Below are 14,647 nucleotides of genomic sequence, written 5' to 3' on the forward strand. Positions count from 1 at the left end.
ACCACCCTCAAGGAGAGAGACATGACCTTCATTTCCCGCCGAACTTTTGCTTTGACCACTGTGGCTTTGGCATTGGCAGGAACGGCGCCGTTGGCCTTCGCGGACTCACTCAAGGAAATCCAGGCACGCAAAAAGTTGCTTGTGGCCATTGACTTGAGTGTCCCCCCATACGGTATGACCGATGCCCAGATGCAACCCCAAGGGGCTGACGTTGACGTCGCACGTGCGTTGGCAAAAGACATGGGCGTCCCACTTGAAATCGTTCAAGTCAGTGGACCTAACCGCATCCCATTTTTGATGACAGGCAAGGCCGACATTGTTATCTCTTCGTTTGCCGTGACGGCCGAGCGTGCCAAGGTGGTCGCTTTCTCCGCACCGTACAGCGTGAATCAACTCGTCGTGGGGGCATCCAAGGGCACATCGATCGAAAAACTGGACGATCTCAATGGCAAGCGCGTTGCCGTTGTTCGGGGAAATTTGCAAGATTTGGTGCTGACCAAGCAAGCCCCCAAGGGGGCCACTTTGGTTCGCTATGAGGACGATGCCACAGCGAATACAGCGCTCATCGCTGGTCAGGTGGATGCCATCGCGACGCCGTCGTTCACTGTGCAAACGCTGGTCCAAAAGAATCCTGCCAAAAATTTGGAGATCAAGTTTGCGCTGAGTGCCACCCCGCTGGCTATCGGTCTGCGCAAAAACGATGCCGAGCTGATGAAGTGGGTCAACGATTGGGTAGAGAAGAATGCGGCCAATGGTGAGTTGAACAAGATTTACCAGAAGCACATGGGCATTGCATTGCCTGACATGAAGAAACTCGCGGACGAGGCCCGCGTAATCGCGCAATGAGCATGCAGGCACTGAATATGAGTCTCACGCGCGCCTTGCCGGATGACGGATATGCCGGTACGTTGGTGGCGCGTGTCTGGCGCCCTGGCGTCCAGGCAGGACCGGCGGTGGTGGTGGTGCGAAGTGATGGGGTGTATGACGTTACTGCGGACTTCGTTACTGTCAGTACGCTGCTGGAGCGAGAGGATCCGGTACAGGCACTGCGTGCCGTGGCTGGTGAGCGTATCGGAAGCGTGGAAGATATTCTGGCCAACAGTGACGAGTCGCAGCGAGACTTGCGAGCCCCATTCTTTCTCGCGCCGTGTGATCTTCAGGTCGTGAAGGCTGCCGGGGTGACTTTTGCTGCGAGTCTCATTGAACGCGTCATTGAGGAGCAGGCTGGGGGGGACCCCGCCAAAGCCCAGACCGTTCGTGAGACGGTGCAGGCGCAAATCGGCAGTGATTTGTCGGCCATCAAACCTGGTTCGGAACAAGCACAGGCCCTCAAGCGCTTGCTGTTGCAGCAAAGAATCTGGTCGCAGTATCTTGAGGTGGGGATCGGTCCCGACGCCGAGGTTTTTACCAAAGCGCCGGTTTTGGCGAGTGTGGGTACTGGTGCTGACGTCGGTATCCGCGTTGACTCCAGTTGGAACAATCCTGAACCGGAGGTGGTGCTGGCAGTCAATAGCCAGGGGCGCATTGTTGGCGCAGCTTTAGGGAACGATGTCAACCTTCGAGATATTGAAGGACGCAGTGCCTTGTTGCTGGGCAAGGCCAAAGACAACAACGCCTCCTGTGCGATTGGCCCGTTCATCCGCCTTTTTGATGAAACCTTCAATCTCGACGATGTTCGCGAAGAGGTTGTTCATCTCACCGTGGAAGGCGTGGATGGCTTTGCGCTCCATGGCATCAATTCGATGTCTCAGATCAGCCGTGATCCACAAGAACTTGTCGCTCAAACCACCGCAGCCCACCAGTATCCGGACGGTTTCATGCTGTTCCTGGGCACCTTGTTTGCGCCCACACAGGACCGAGGCGAACCTGGTGCAGGCTTTACACACAAGGTGGGTGACAGGGTTTCAATTCGCAGCAGTCATCTTGGGGCGTTGTGTAACCGGGTTGCGCACAGCGAACAGGCTGCACCCTGGCAGTTTGGCTTGCGAGCATTCATCAACAACCTGGCCGCTCGCGGGTTGCTGGGAAATGGAGCGCTCTGATGTCCTTCACCATCCGGCTGCATGTTGATGACGATGTGCTCATCGCACGCCAACAGCTGATCGCGGGCGCTGTCTTGCCCGACGAGCAGGTGAGGGTTCTAGGGCTGGTGCCACCTGGCCACAAAATTGCAATCCGTGACATTGCCGTCGGAGCGCCGGTACGGCGTTATGGCCAGATCATCGGCTTTGCATCGCAGGCAATACGTTGCGGGGAGCATGTGCACGTTCATAACCTGGCCATGGGGGTCTTCGAGCGCGGCGCCGCTGACATGGCGTGTGCAGATGCGCGCCCCACAGTGGGTGTGGATCATGCTGCCACATTCCGGGGAATCGTACGGCCGAATGGCAGCGTTGCGACGCGAAACTATATCGGCGTCCTGACGTCCGTGAATTGTTCCGCCACCGTCGCCCGTGCCATCGCCGACCGGTTCCGGCGAGATATTCATCCTCAAGAGTTGGACGGTTTCCCCAACATCGACGGAGTCGTCGCTTTGACGCATGGTTCAGGGTGTGCCGTCGATGCCGAAGGGGAGGGGCTCGCGATCCTGCGCCGAACACTTGCCGGGTACGCACTGCATGCGAACTTCGCTGCGGTATTGGTCATTGGCTTGGGGTGTGAAACCAATCAGATCGAACGTTGGGTTGAAGTCGAGGGTTTGACCACCGGTATGAACTTGCAGACCTTCACCATTCAAGACAGTGGAGGTACTGCGCTTGCGGTGGAACGGGGCGTGCAGGCGGTGCGTGGCCTTTTAGAGCGGGCCAATGCGGTCGAGCGCATCCCCGTTTCCGCCAGTCACCTCGTGGTCGGTTTGCAGTGCGGAGGTTCTGACGGCTATTCCGGCATCACGGCCAATCCTGCGTTGGGTGCAGCGATGGATCGCCTTGTTCGCCACGGTGGAACAGCCATTCTCTCTGAAACCCCGGAAATTTATGGGGCTGAGCATCTGTTGACGCGTCGCGCAGAAAGTCAGGAGATCGCTGAAAAGCTGCTTCAGCGCATTCGTTGGTGGGAGGCGTACTGTGATCGCATGGGGGCAGACCTCAACAACAATCCCTCCGCAGGTAACAAGGCGGGGGGGCTCACCACCATCCTTGAGAAGTCGCTGGGTGCCGTTGCCAAAGGGGGGAGCACCAACCTGGTCGAGGTGGTGGAGTACGCCCAACGGGTAACGCGCCGTGGTTTGGTGTTTATGGACACTCCTGGCTACGACCCCGTCAGTGCGACCGGACAAGTTGCCGGTGGTGCCAACCTGATTTGTTTTACGACAGGGCGCGGTTCGGCCTACGGCTGTGCGCCTGCGCCGTCGATGAAGTTGGCGACAAACTCCGCTCTGTGGCGCAGGCAAGCATCAGACATCGATATCAACTGCGGCAACATCGCAGACGGTGACGTCACGGTGGACGCGATGGGCGAGCAGATTTTTCAATCTATCCTGAGAGTCGCTTCAGGTGAGAAAACCAAGAGCGAACTGCATGGCTACGGGCAAAACGAATTTGTCCCATGGTCTCTGGGCGCAGTTACTTAAAGCTTCGGGCCATTTTCATGTTCAAGAACTATATCAACGGCGAATGGGTTGGCGGCTCCCAAATCTATCGCAACATCAACCCGTCTGACACCCGGGACTTGATAGGTGAATACGCGCTGGCGGATGCCTCCCAAGTACTGGAAGCGATCTCTGCAGCCGCGAAGATCCAAGAGAAATGGGGACTGTCCACTCCGCAACAACGGTTCGACATCCTGGATGCGGCTGGCGCTGAAATCCTGGCCCGTCGCAACGAATTGGGAGATCTTCTTGCGCGGGAAGAAGGCAAGACACTGCCTGAAGCCATCGGCGAAGTGGCTCGCGCAGGAAATATTTTCAAGTTTTTTGCCGCAGAAGCTTTGCGCACAGGTGGTGAGACCTTGCCCTCCGTACGCCCCGGGGTTGGTGTCGAAGTGACGCGCGAACCGGTGGGTGTCGTCGGGTTGATCACTCCCTGGAATTTTCCGATTGCGATTCCCGCCTGGAAAATTGCGCCAGCACTGGCGTACGGCAATACGGTCGTTTTCAAACCGGCGGAACTGGTGCCAGGTAGCGCATGGGCGCTTGCCGACATCCTTCATCGTGCCGGATTGCCTGCGGGAGTCTTCAACCTGGTGATGGGGCGTGGCTCCGAAGTCGGGCAGATCCTTGTGGAAGACAAAAGAGTCCAAGCCATCAGTTTCACGGGGTCCGTCGCCACCGGGCAACGAATCGCGCAGGCTTGTGTTGCACGGAGGGCCAAGTTCCAGCTGGAAATGGGCGGTAAAAACCCGATGATCGTGTTGGATGATGCGGAGCTTGACGTGGCTGTTGGAGCAGCTGTAAACAGCGGCTTCTTCTCTGCGGGTCAGCGTTGCACGGCATCCTCCCGATTGATCGTGACGCAAGGCATCCATGACCGCTTTGTTACTGAGCTTGTCCGCAAGATCGAGTCATTAAAGGTTGACGATGCCCGCAAAGCTGGTACCGACATCGGTCCAGTGGTCGATGAGAGGCAGTTGGCACAGGATCTTGAATACATTGCGATTGGCAAGGCCGAAGGCGCGAAACTTGTTACAGGTGGCCAGGCATTTGGCAAGAACCCAGATGGCGCTCCTGGCCACTACCTCCGGCCAGCGCTTTTCACTGAAACTTCGCCAAGCATGCGAATCAATCGAGAGGAGATATTCGGCCCGGTGGTGAGCGTCATTCGTGCGCGCGATTACGATGAAGCGCTGGCGCTCGCGAATGACACTGAATTTGGGTTGTCGGCGGGCATCGCAACGACATCGCTCAAATTTGCAACGCACTTTAAGCGGCACAGCCAAGCGGGTATGGTGATGGTGAACTTGCCTACAGCGGGTGTGGATTATCACGTTCCATTTGGTGGGCGAAAGGGCTCCAGCTATGGACCGCGCGAACAGGGGCGTTATGCCGCAGAGTTTTATACGACTGTGAAGACTTCATACACCAGTGGATGAACTCGTTCCTGTCGGAACCTGGGCCCCCTCGACCAGAAACTGCACCCTGCGCTCGCCCTTCCACTCGTTCACATCCAGGCGGAACGCCAGCACAACGCGGGCGGGCAGCTGCTCGGTGTGGCCGAACCAGATGGCGTCGATGGGGTTGCCCTGGTGCATCAGCTTGATCGACAGGTGGTTCTTGGCCTCGCCCACCAGGCGCTGGCTCAGCACCTGCATTTCTTCGCTGAACGTGGGCGGTGCAAAGCCCTGGCCCCACACCTCGCGGTGCAGGGTGTCCACGATGTCGGCGCGGCAGTATTCGGGTGCGAGCGGGCCGTCGGTCTCGATGCGGCGGGTGAGGGTGGCGGCGTCCAGCCATTCCTGCGCCACCTGGGCCAGGGCGCGCTCAAACACCTCAAAGGCTTCTTCGGCCACGGTGCAGCCCGCCGCCATGGCGTGGCCGCCAAACTTCAGCAGCACGCCCGGGTGGCGCTTGGCCACCAGGTCGAGTGCATCGCGCAGGTGAAAACCGGGGATGGAGCGGCCCGAGCCCTTGAGCTCATGCGCCTTGCCCGGCGCGCTGCTGGCTGCGAACACGAAGGTGGGGCGGTGCAGCTTGTCCTTGATGCGGCTGGCCACGATGCCCACCACGCCTTCGTGGAAGTCGGGGTCGAACACGCTGATGGCGGGCGGCGGCTCTTCGTCCTCCTGGAACAGGCTCTCGGCCATCAGCAGGGCCTGGTCGCGCATGCCGCCCTCGATCTCGCGGCGCTCGCGGTTGATGGCGTCCAGCGTGGCGGCCAGCTCGGCGGCGCGGCCCGCGTCGTCGGTCAGCAGGCATTCGATGCCCAGCGTCATGTCGGCCAGGCGGCCTGCGGCGTTGATGCGCGGGCCCAGGGCAAAGCCAAAGTCGAAGGTGGTGGCCACGGGTGCCTTGCGGCCGGCGGCATGGAACAGGGCGGCGATGCCCGCGGGCATCTGGCCCGCGCGGATGCGCTTGAGGCCCTGGGCGACCAGGCGGCGGTTGTTGGCGTCGAGCTTGACCACGTCGGCCACGGTGCCCAGCGCCACCAGGGTGAGCAGCGGGTCGAGCTTGGGCTGGCTGGCGGCGTCGAAGACTCCGCGCGCGCGCAGCTCGGCGCGCAGGGCCAGCAGCACGTAGAACATCACGCCTACCCCGGCCATGGATTTGCTCTCGAACGGGCAGCCGGGCTGGTTCGGGTTGACGATGGCGTCGGCTGCAGGCAGCTCGGGGCCGGGCAGGTGGTGGTCGGTCACCAGCACCTGCAGGCCCAGTGCCTTGGCCTCGGCCACGCCGTCCACGCTGGCGATGCCGTTGTCCACGGTGATGAGCACGTCGGCGCCGCGCTCGGCCACGCGGCGGGCGATGGGGGGCGTGAGGCCGTAGCCGTCGGTCACGCGGTCGGGCACCAGGTAATCCACGTTTTTTGCGCCCAGCAGGCGCAGGCCGCGCACGCCCACGGCGCAGGCGGTGGCGCCGTCGCAGTCGTAGTCGGCCACGATGACCAGGTGCTGGTTCTGCGCCATGGCATCGGCCAGCAGCCGCGCTGCTTCCCCAATGCCTTTCAGGCCGCTGGGTGGCAGCAGGCGCGCCAGGCCATCGTCGAGCTCGTCCTTGGTGCGCACGCCGCGTGCGGCGTACAGGCGCGCCAGCAGCGGGTGCACACCGGCCTGTTCCAGCGCCCAGGCGGCGCGGGGGGGAATGTCTCTAGCTATTATTTTCATAGCTCTTCGCGTACGTCAACAAATCTCTGGGGCCGAAAAAAACTGGAAAACTTGTGCCGCAGACTGCGTTGGCTGGTGTGCCAGGTAAGGGCGCTGTGCAGGCCGCACAGCGTGAGCTGTGCGCTGGCGCCGCGCGCCACCTGGGCGTGCAACTGGGCCAGGGGGCCAGCGTCCAGTGCGGCCCAGGCGCTGGCCCAGGCAGCCCAGTCTTGGCGCAGGGCGCTGGCGCGCAGGTTGTCTTGCACCTGCACTGCGCGGGGCTGCGGGGCGGTATCGAGGCGGCCTGCGCCATGCACCCAGAAGGCGTTGACCGGCAGCAGCCCCTGGGCGCTGCGGGTGTCGTTGAAGGGATGGGTGTAGAGCAGCATTTGCAACTCGCTGTGCAGGCGCTGCCAGGTTTGCGCAGCCTGCGCCTGCGCGTTGTGCCGGCCGTTGGCTTGTGCCTGGTGCTGCAGCCAGCCGCGCACATCGCTGCCTTGTGCGCGCTCCAGCGACGGCGTAGCCAGGTGGGCCAGCAGCGCGCCGCTGGCCAGCCAGCGCGTGGGCTGGTCGTAGGTCAGGGCGATGCCATCGCTTTGCAGCCAGGGCGCCACGATGTCCAGCAGGGCACGCGAGGCCGCCTCGTCCAGAGCCAGCGCTTGCGGGTCGAGCAGCGTGATGTGGTCGGTGCCCACCTGCCAGTGGCAGGGCGTGACGAAGGCCCAGGCCTGCGCATCCGTCGCCTGTGTTTGCCGCTGCACCTGCCAGGCCGCCCAGGGGGCCTGTACGCCGTCGCCCGGCAGGCCCAGGGCACGCGCCAGCGCCCGCTCGTGGGGCATGGCGGGGTGGTCTTCGTCGAAGGTGTCGCTGCCGGTGCGCTGCAGGTGGCGCAGCAGCCAGTCGAGGTGGGGCAGGGAAAGCGTTTGCAGCGCGTGCTGGCAGCCGGGGTGTTGGCTGGCAGCGTAGGGAACAAGCACATGGATCGGGTCGGACATGGGGCGCTATTGTCCCGGATGGGCCCAGGGCGGCTAAAAACCTCTCCTGACGCCGTTGCCGCGTATTGCCATCTCCTTGTACTGTCTCGGCGCCAGAATCGCATGGCCGAGTTGTGCATGCCGTTTTAAACCGCAAGCTCGTCTGGCCCCCCGTCCAGCCGGGCCAGCGCGGCCAGCAGCTCGGCATCGGTGCGGTACAGGCGCAGCCAGTGGTCCGAGGGCAGGGCACCCGCCCGGCGCAGGGGCGTTTCCACGGGCAGCTTCAGGCCGCTGAGGTGCAGCGTGGTGCCTTGCCGGTGCAACTGGGCACAGAGCTGGGCCATGGCCTCGATGCCGGTGGCATCGATGCGATTGATGGGCTGGGCAAACAGGCACACATGCTGCGTGCCCGGGTGCTGTGCCAGGTGTTCGACGATGGTGCGCTCAAAACTGCTGGCGGCGGCAAAGTCCAGTGCGGCATCCATGCGCAGCGCATACAGGTGCGGGGCCAGCGGCGGCAGATGCCACAGGTGGCGGTCGCGCAGGCTGCCGTCGGGGTGCTGGCCCACTTCAATGATGCGCGGGTGCAGGCGCTGGTACAAAAAATGGCTCAGTGCCATCAATATTCCGGTCAGCACGCCCCAGTACAGGCGCGGCGCTGCCAGCAGGGTGACGGCAAAGGTGGTGCCGGCAATGGCCGCTTCTACGCGCGAGATGCGCCACAGCCGCACAAACTCGTGCGGCTTGAGCAGTCCGATCACCGCCACCACCACAATCGCCGCCAGCACAGCGCTGGGCACCTGCTGCAGCACCGGCATGAACACCAGCAGCGCCAACACCACCACCAGCACCGAGGCCACCGTAGCCCAGCCGGTGCGTGCTCCGGCGTACACATTGAGTGCCGAGCGCGAAAACGATGAGCTGGTCGGAAACGCCCCGCTGAGGCCCGCCGCGAGCTTGCCCAGCCCCTGGCCGATCAGGTCCTGGTTCTGGTCCCAGGGCTTGCCCGCGCGCGCGCTGTCCACCCGTGCGCTGGAGGCTGTCTCCAGAAAGCTCACCAGCGTGATCACCAGCGTGGGCAAGACCAGTTGGCCCAGCGTCTCCCAGCCCGGCCAGCTTGGCAGGTACAGCGAGGGCAGCCCGTGCGGCAGCACCCCCACCACCTTGCCACCCAGCGCCTCAAAGCCGATGGCTAACGAAGCCCCAGCGCTCAGCACAACGATCAGCAGCACCGAAGGAAACGCAGGCCGCCAGCGGCGCACCAGCACCAGCAGGGCCAGGCTGACCAGACCAAATCCCATGGCGTACAGGTCGGGCCAGCCGCCTTCCCACACCCGCAGCCCCGTGCTGCCCAGCCCCAGCAGCGCGGGCAATTGCGAGGCCACGATCAGCACCGCCGCCGCCTGGGTAAAAGCCATCAGCACCGGGGCGCTGACCAGGTTCAGTAGCCAGCCAAAGCGCAGCAGCCCCAGCGCCGTTTGCAGCAGGCCACTGAGCAGCGCCAGCCACACCGCCAGGTTGACCCATTGCGCACTGCCCGGCGTGGCCAGGCCGTTGAGGGATGCGCTGATCAGCAGGCAGCTGAGCGCCGTCGGCCCCACCGACAGCCGCGTGGAAGCGCTGAACAGTACGGCGATCAGCGCGGGCAGGATCGAGGCGTAAATGCCCGTCACCAGCGGCATGCCCGCCAGTGCCGCGTAGGCCACGCCCTGGGGCAAGACCATCAGGCCTACCGTCAGCCCGGCCAGTGCCTCTTGGCGCAGCAGGGCGGCATCGGGCCGGGGCCATTGCAGAAAAGGAAGCAGTTGTTTCATTGCGCCAAGACCGGGGCTTCAAGCGCGCCCTGCCACAGGCGCATGGGCGTGTCAGCGCTGCGGCATGTCCTTGGCCGAATAGCCCAGCGATACCGTGGCATCCTGCGGGATGGGGGGCATGGTGGCGTTCCAGGCTTCCCAGCTGGCGCGCATCTGGGCCAGGCGCTCGGGTTGGCGCATGCCCAGGTTGGCGCGCTCGCGCTCGTCCTGCGGGATGTTGAACAGGTAATCGTTGCCATCGACGCGCAGGTACTTCCAGTCGCCATCGCGCAGCGCCCGCTGGCCACGGTGGTTCATGCGGAAATGTACGGGTCGGTCAAACTCTTGTCCCGGCGTGCGCAGCACGGGCAGCAGCGAGACGCCGTCCAGCGGGTAGTCGGGGTGCGCTGTTACGCCTGCGGCATCCAGCATGGTGGCTGTCCAGTCCATGGTCAGGCACTGCTGGGTGCTTTCGCGGCCTGGGGCGATCACGGCGGGCCAGTGGGCAATCCAGGGCACGCGGATGCCGCCTTCGGTCAGGTCCATCTTGCCGCCTACCAGCGGCCAGTTGTCCGAGAAACGCTCGCCGCCGTTGTCGCTGGTGAACACGATCAACGTGTTGTCCAGCTGACCATTGGTGCGCAGGGCCTCCACCAGCCAGCCAACGCCCTCGTCCATGTGGTGGATCATGCGGCGGTACTGGTGGATGTTGCCGCCATGCAGGTGAAAGAGGTTGGATTTCACCTCTTCGGACAGCGCCTGGTCGTCGCGCGTCTCCCAGGGCCAGTGGGGCGCGGTGTAGTGCAGGCTGAGCAGAAAGGGGACATCCTGCCCGGCCATGCGGTTCACACAGTCCACCGCGCGCTGCGAGAGCAGGTCGGTCAGGTAGCCCTCTTCGGTGTGGCTTTCTTCGCCCAAGTACAGATCGTGGTGGCCCGCGCTGCTATGGTGGCTGAAATAGTCCACCCCGCCCGACATGGGGCCGAAGAATTCCTCATACCCCGACTGCAGTGGCCCAAAGGCCGGCGGGTAGCCGAGGTGCCATTTGCCGATCAGCGCGGTGCGGTAGCCCGCCTCCTTGAGCAGCGAGGGCAGGGTGGGGTGCTCGGGCGGCAGGCCCAGCGTCGTGCTGCCCTTGCTGCGGCTGTTGATGGGCTCTTCCGCCGCGCCGCGCAAGCGGTATTGGTAGCGCCCGGTGATCATGGCAAAGCGGGTGGGCGAGCACACCGGCGAGTTGGAATAGCCCTGGGTGAGCTTGAGGCCGTGGGAGGCCAGACCGTCGAGCACTGGCGAGACCGGGCCGAACGCGGCATCGCGGCCGCCGTAGCAGCCCAGGTCGGCAAAGCCCAGGTCGTCGGCCACGATAAAGATCAGATTGGGTTTTTGCATGGTGGGTGCTTTCAATCCACCTTCATGTTGGTGGCTTTGGCGATGCGGCCATATTGCGCTGACAAATCCGCCAGGCGTTTGCTGGCAGCCGCCCCCACGGAACCATCGACCTGCAAATCCAGCGCCGTCAGGCGGGCCTGGATGTCGGGGCTGCGCAGGGCTTCGAGCATGCCGCGCTGCAAGGTTTGCATAAGGGGCTCGGGCATGGCGGCGGGCACCATGGCCACGTACAGAATTTCCTGCACCAGCTGGGGGTAACCGGCCTCTGCCACGGTGGGCACGTCGGGTGCTACCTTGGAGCGCTGGCGGCTGGTCACGGCCAGGGCCGTGATCTTGCCGGCCTTGATGTGTTGCAGCATCGTGGGCGCCGCCAGCACCCCGCCATCCACCTCACCGGCCAGCACGGCATTGGCTGCGGGTGCGTTGCCTTTGTAGGGAATGTGCTGAATCTTCGTGCCCGTGGCGTTGCCAAGCACCTCGGCGGCCAGGTGGCCCGGGCTGCCGTTGCCGGCGGAACTGAAGTTCACGCCCTTGCTCTTGCCGGCGGTGACCATGTCGGCCAGACTTTTAAAGCCGGTGGATGGGTGCGCCACCACCATCATTCCCGAGGTGGCCAGCACCATCAGCGGCTTCAGATCGCCCTGTTTGAAGGGCATGCTGGGGTAGATGTGCGGGTTGACGGTGAAGGTGGTGTCTATGCCTATCATCACGGTGTAGCCATCGGCCGGGCTCTTGGCCACCATGTCGGCACCAATGTTGCCTGCTGCGCCGGGCTTGTTCTCGACGATGAAGGGCTGCTTGAACTGCGTTTGCAGGGCTTCGCCCAGTGAGCGGGCCAACACATCGGTCGGGCCGCCCGGCGTAAAGGCGTTGACGAACTTCACCGGCTTGCTGGGGTAGTCAGCGATTTGGGCGTGCAGCAGCGGGGCCTGGGCCAGGGCGCAGGTGCTGAGGGCCAGCAAGGCCAGGCGGCGGGTGGGAAAAACAGTGCGCATCTTGGTGTCTCGCTCGCAAAAATGAAGAAGCTGCATCGACTGTAAGATTGATGTGGATCATTGTTCTAATCAATTCATTACCGTGAAAACCCTCAACCCCCAGAGCATCGACGACATGCTGCTGTACCGCCTGGGTCGGGTACTGGGAAAGGCCGGCAGCCTGGTCACCCGCATCTGCGAGGGTGAGTTCGGCATCACCCGGCGCGAATGGCGGGTGCTGGCGCAACTGGGCAAGCGTGACGGCATTTTGTCGTCCGAGCTGGCCGACGCGGCGCAGCTGGACCGGGCGCGCACCTCGCGGGCCGTCACGGCGCTGGTGGCCAGGCAACTGGTGGTGCGTGTGCCCCGCCCGCACGACCGCCGTCAAGTGGTCCTGCACCTGAGCGACGCGGGCCGTGCCCTGTACGAGGCTGTGCTGCCCCGGGTGATGGCTATCCACCAGGCGTTGGTGGCTCCCTTGAGCCCGGTCGAGGCAGACCAGCTGGACGCGCTGCTGGCAGTGTTGCAGTCCCAGGCCGATGCCATGCAGTGCGGCGCCGACCTGCCCAAGGCCGACCGGCGCCGGGGCGGGCGTGGGCTGCGCGCGAGCAGCTGAAGACCGGGCGCGCTGGCGTGCGGTGCCACAATCGCCAGCTTATGCAAATTCCCTACGAACTGGCCCTGGGCTGGCGCTACACGCGCGCTGGCCGCGCCACGCGGCGCAATGGTTTCATCTCGTTCATCTCGGGCGTGTCCATGCTGGGCATTGCCCTCGGTGTGGCGGCGCTCATCATCGTGCTCAGTGTGATGAACGGCTTTCAGAAAGAGGTGCGCGACCGCATGCTCAGCGTGGTCTCGCACATCGAGATCTTTGCGCCCCAGGGCGCGGCCCTGCCCGATGTGGCGCGCACGCTGGCCGAGGCCCGGCAAAACCCCAACGTGATCGGCGCCGCGCCCTTCGTGGGGGCGCAGGCCCTGCTGGCCCGCGGCGAGGACATGAAGGGCACGCTGGTGCGCGGCATCGACCCGGCGCTCGAAGGCGCGGTGACCGACCTGGCTGCCACCAACGAGGAAACACTCAAGCTGCTGGTGCCCGGCGAGTTCCGTGTGGTGCTGGGTGGCGAGCTGGCCCGCACCCTGGGCGTGCGTGCGGGCGATGTGGTGACGCTGATCGCGCCAGCCGGGCAGGTCACACCCGCGGGCGTGGTGCCGCGCCTCAAGCAGATGACGGTGGCGGGCACATTCGACTCGGGCCACTACGAATACGACTCGGCCCTGGTGCTGCTGCACCACGAGGATGCGCAGCGCATCTTCCGCCTCGAAGGCCCCACGGGCATCCGCCTCAAGCTCAAGGACCTGCACCAGGCGCGCGAGGTGACCCGGCAACTGGCCGGCAGCCTGAGCGACCAGCTGCTGATCCGCGACTGGACGCAGCAGAACAAGACCTGGTTTGCCGCGGTACAGCTCGAAAAACGCATGATGTTCATCATCCTCACGCTGATCGTGGCCGTGGCGGCCTTCAATCTGGTGAGCACGCTGGTGATGACGGTGACCGACAAGCGCGCCGACATCGCCATCCTGCGCACGCTGGGCGCCAGCCCCAAAAGCATCATGGGCATTTTTGTGGTGCAGGGCGCCATGGTGGGCGTGATCGGTACGGCGGTGGGCCTGCTGCTGGGCCTGGGCATCGCGCTCAACATCGACGTGATCGTGCCGGCGATTGAAAAGGCCTTGAACGCGAGCTTCCTGCCCAAGGACATCTACCTCATCAGCAAGATGCCCAGCGAGCCGCAGAGCAGCGACATCGTGCCCATCGGCGTCATCTCGCTCGTGCTGGCCTTCGTGGCCACGCTCTACCCCAGCTGGCGTGCCAGCCGTGTGAATCCCGCCGAGGCATTGCGCTATGAGTAACACCACCCCCACGCTTGGCACTGGCGTGTCCTCGCTGCCCCCATCCGGGGAAGGGCTCCCGGGTTCCCGCGATCCCGGGGCGCTCGCCGCCTTGGGGCGGCCCGGCGGCGGCTCGGTCATGAACCCTGCACACGCTGGATTGGACGCCGAAGTGGTGCTGGAGGCCAGGGGCCTCACCAAGCGCTTCACCGAGGGCCGCCTGGATGTGACCGTGCTCCAGGGTGTGGACCTGCAGATCCATGCCGGTGAAACCCTGGCCATCGTCGGCGCCTCGGGCTCCGGCAAGAGCACGCTGCTGCACCTGCTGGGCGGGCTGGATGCGCCCACGACGGGCACGGTGCGCCTCAAGGGCGAGGAGATGTCAGCGCTGTCGGCCGAACGCCAGGGCCAGCTGCGCAACCGGCACCTGGGCTTCATCTACCAGTTCCACCACCTGCTGCCCGAGTTCAGCGCGCTCGACAACGTGGCCATGCCGCTGCGCATCCGGCGCCTGCCGCTGGCGCAGTGCCATGCCGAGGCCGGGCGGGTGCTCACCTCCGTCGGATTGAAAGACCGCCTGCACCACCGCCCGGCAGAGCTTTCGGGCGGCGAGCGCCAGCGGGTGGCGATTGCGCGCGCCCTGGTGACGCGGCCGGCCTGCGTGCTGGCCGACGAACCCACCGGCAACCTGGACCGCAGCACGGCGAACAGCGTGTTTGCGCTGATGCTGCAGCTGGCGCGCGAGCAGGGCACGGCGTTCGTGATGGTGACGCACGATGAATCTCTGGCCGCCCGCTGCGACCGCGTGGTGCGGCTGGTGGCGGGGCGTCTGGGTGATTGACGGGGGCAGGCGCGCGCCGCCTGCCACGGCACTGCCTTCGGCTTTCCGCCC

At 64.3% G+C, this 14,647-nt stretch carries 12 protein-coding genes; 7 read left to right on the plus strand and 5 right to left on the minus strand.

The features are described 5' to 3' along the window. The first annotated feature begins 21 nt into the window (after window positions 1-21). Genes K225_RS0107525 through K225_RS0107540 form a run of 4 tightly spaced genes read left to right on the plus strand, consistent with a single transcriptional unit; the run spans window position 22 to window position 5,028 of the window. Window positions 22-846, plus strand: a complete 825-nt coding sequence (locus K225_RS0107525) for a transporter substrate-binding domain-containing protein (RefSeq protein WP_051248777.1) — start codon at window positions 22-24, stop codon at window positions 844-846. A 2-nt stretch (window positions 847-848) separates the two neighbouring features. After that, entirely contained in the window at window positions 849-2,042 is a 1,194-nt protein-coding gene (locus tag K225_RS0107530; RefSeq protein WP_026435831.1) for a fumarylacetoacetate hydrolase family protein, read from the plus strand. After that, the gene (locus K225_RS0107535) at window positions 2,042-3,571 is read left to right on the plus strand and encodes a UxaA family hydrolase (RefSeq protein ID WP_026435832.1); all 1,530 of its coding nucleotides are present in this window, start codon (window positions 2,042-2,044) and stop codon (window positions 3,569-3,571) included. Before K225_RS0107530 ends, K225_RS0107535 begins: the two co-directional genes overlap by 1 nt. A gap of 17 nt (window positions 3,572-3,588) precedes the next feature. Continuing rightward, window positions 3,589-5,028, plus strand: coding sequence for an aldehyde dehydrogenase family protein (locus K225_RS0107540; RefSeq protein ID WP_026435833.1), 1,440 nt, complete (start codon window positions 3,589-3,591; stop codon window positions 5,026-5,028). On the opposite strand, the gene recJ is transcribed toward K225_RS0107540, so the two are convergent. The 5 genes from recJ to K225_RS0107565 form a co-directional block, all read right to left on the minus strand. Beyond that, window positions 5,011-6,756: a single-stranded-DNA-specific exonuclease RecJ gene (recJ, locus tag K225_RS0107545; RefSeq protein WP_026435834.1), complete on the minus strand. Its 1,746-nt coding sequence runs from the start codon at window positions 6,754-6,756 to the stop codon at window positions 5,011-5,013. The two genes, K225_RS0107540 and recJ, sit on opposite strands and share 18 nt — an antisense overlap. Beyond that, a complete protein-coding gene (locus K225_RS0107550) occupies window positions 6,753-7,730 on the minus strand; it encodes a phosphoglycerate mutase (protein WP_026435835.1) in 978 nt (325 codons plus the stop codon). The genes recJ and K225_RS0107550 overlap by 4 nt, the downstream gene beginning before the upstream one ends. Before the next feature lie 125 nt (window positions 7,731-7,855). Continuing rightward, window positions 7,856-9,523, minus strand: coding sequence for a SulP family inorganic anion transporter (locus tag K225_RS0107555; protein WP_026435836.1), 1,668 nt, complete (start codon window positions 9,521-9,523; stop codon window positions 7,856-7,858). A gap of 51 nt (window positions 9,524-9,574) precedes the next feature. Beyond that, on the minus strand, window positions 9,575-10,891 hold the full coding sequence (locus K225_RS0107560; RefSeq protein WP_026435837.1) for a sulfatase: 1,317 nt from the start codon (window positions 10,889-10,891) through the stop codon (window positions 9,575-9,577). An 11-nt stretch (window positions 10,892-10,902) separates the two neighbouring features. Continuing rightward, the gene (locus K225_RS0107565) at window positions 10,903-11,886 is read right to left on the minus strand and encodes a tripartite tricarboxylate transporter substrate binding protein (RefSeq protein ID WP_026435838.1); all 984 of its coding nucleotides are present in this window, start codon (window positions 11,884-11,886) and stop codon (window positions 10,903-10,905) included. 82 nt (window positions 11,887-11,968) lie between these two features. On the opposite strand from K225_RS0107565, the gene K225_RS0107570 reads away from it, so the two are divergent. From K225_RS0107570 to lolD, 3 genes are all read left to right on the plus strand, one after another. After that, window positions 11,969-12,481 carry a MarR family winged helix-turn-helix transcriptional regulator gene (locus K225_RS0107570; protein ID WP_026435839.1) on the plus strand — a complete coding sequence of 171 codons (513 nt, stop codon included), beginning with the start codon at window positions 11,969-11,971 and terminating at the stop codon, window positions 12,479-12,481. Window positions 12,482-12,522: 41 nt separating this feature from the next. After that, on the plus strand, window positions 12,523-13,776 hold the full coding sequence (locus tag K225_RS0107575; protein ID WP_026435840.1) for a lipoprotein-releasing ABC transporter permease subunit: 1,254 nt from the start codon (window positions 12,523-12,525) through the stop codon (window positions 13,774-13,776). A 118-nt stretch (window positions 13,777-13,894) separates the two neighbouring features. Then, entirely contained in the window at window positions 13,895-14,596 is a 702-nt protein-coding gene (lolD, locus tag K225_RS0107580; protein ID WP_026435841.1) for a lipoprotein-releasing ABC transporter ATP-binding protein LolD, read from the plus strand. Window positions 14,597-14,647 lie beyond the last annotated feature (51 nt).

The organism is Acidovorax sp. JHL-9, from assembly GCF_000426205.1.
GTDB lineage: Bacteria > Pseudomonadota > Gammaproteobacteria > Burkholderiales > Burkholderiaceae_C > Acidovorax > Acidovorax soli.

Bases quoted from the DNA above. Each gene is read 5' to 3' on its own strand.
- K225_RS0107525 (WP_051248777.1), top strand. From the start codon at position 22: ATGACCTTCATTTCCCGCCGAACTTTTGCTTTGACCACTGTGGCTTTG.
- K225_RS0107530 (WP_026435831.1), top strand. From the start codon at position 849: ATGCAGGCACTGAATATGAGTCTCACGCGCGCCTTGCCGGATGACGGA.
- K225_RS0107535 (WP_026435832.1), top strand. From the start codon at position 2,042: ATGTCCTTCACCATCCGGCTGCATGTTGATGACGATGTGCTCATCGCA.
- K225_RS0107540 (WP_026435833.1), top strand. From the start codon at position 3,589: ATGTTCAAGAACTATATCAACGGCGAATGGGTTGGCGGCTCCCAAATC.
- recJ (WP_026435834.1), bottom strand. From the start codon at position 6,756: ATGAAAATAATAGCTAGAGACATTCCCCCCCGCGCCGCCTGGGCGCTG.
- K225_RS0107550 (WP_026435835.1), bottom strand. From the start codon at position 7,730: ATGTCCGACCCGATCCATGTGCTTGTTCCCTACGCTGCCAGCCAACAC.
- K225_RS0107555 (WP_026435836.1), bottom strand. From the start codon at position 9,523: ATGAAACAACTGCTTCCTTTTCTGCAATGGCCCCGGCCCGATGCCGCC.
- K225_RS0107560 (WP_026435837.1), bottom strand. From the start codon at position 10,891: ATGCAAAAACCCAATCTGATCTTTATCGTGGCCGACGACCTGGGCTTT.
- K225_RS0107565 (WP_026435838.1), bottom strand. From the start codon at position 11,886: ATGCGCACTGTTTTTCCCACCCGCCGCCTGGCCTTGCTGGCCCTCAGC.
- K225_RS0107575 (WP_026435840.1), top strand. From the start codon at position 12,523: ATGCAAATTCCCTACGAACTGGCCCTGGGCTGGCGCTACACGCGCGCT.
- lolD (WP_026435841.1), top strand. From the start codon at position 13,895: ATGAACCCTGCACACGCTGGATTGGACGCCGAAGTGGTGCTGGAGGCC.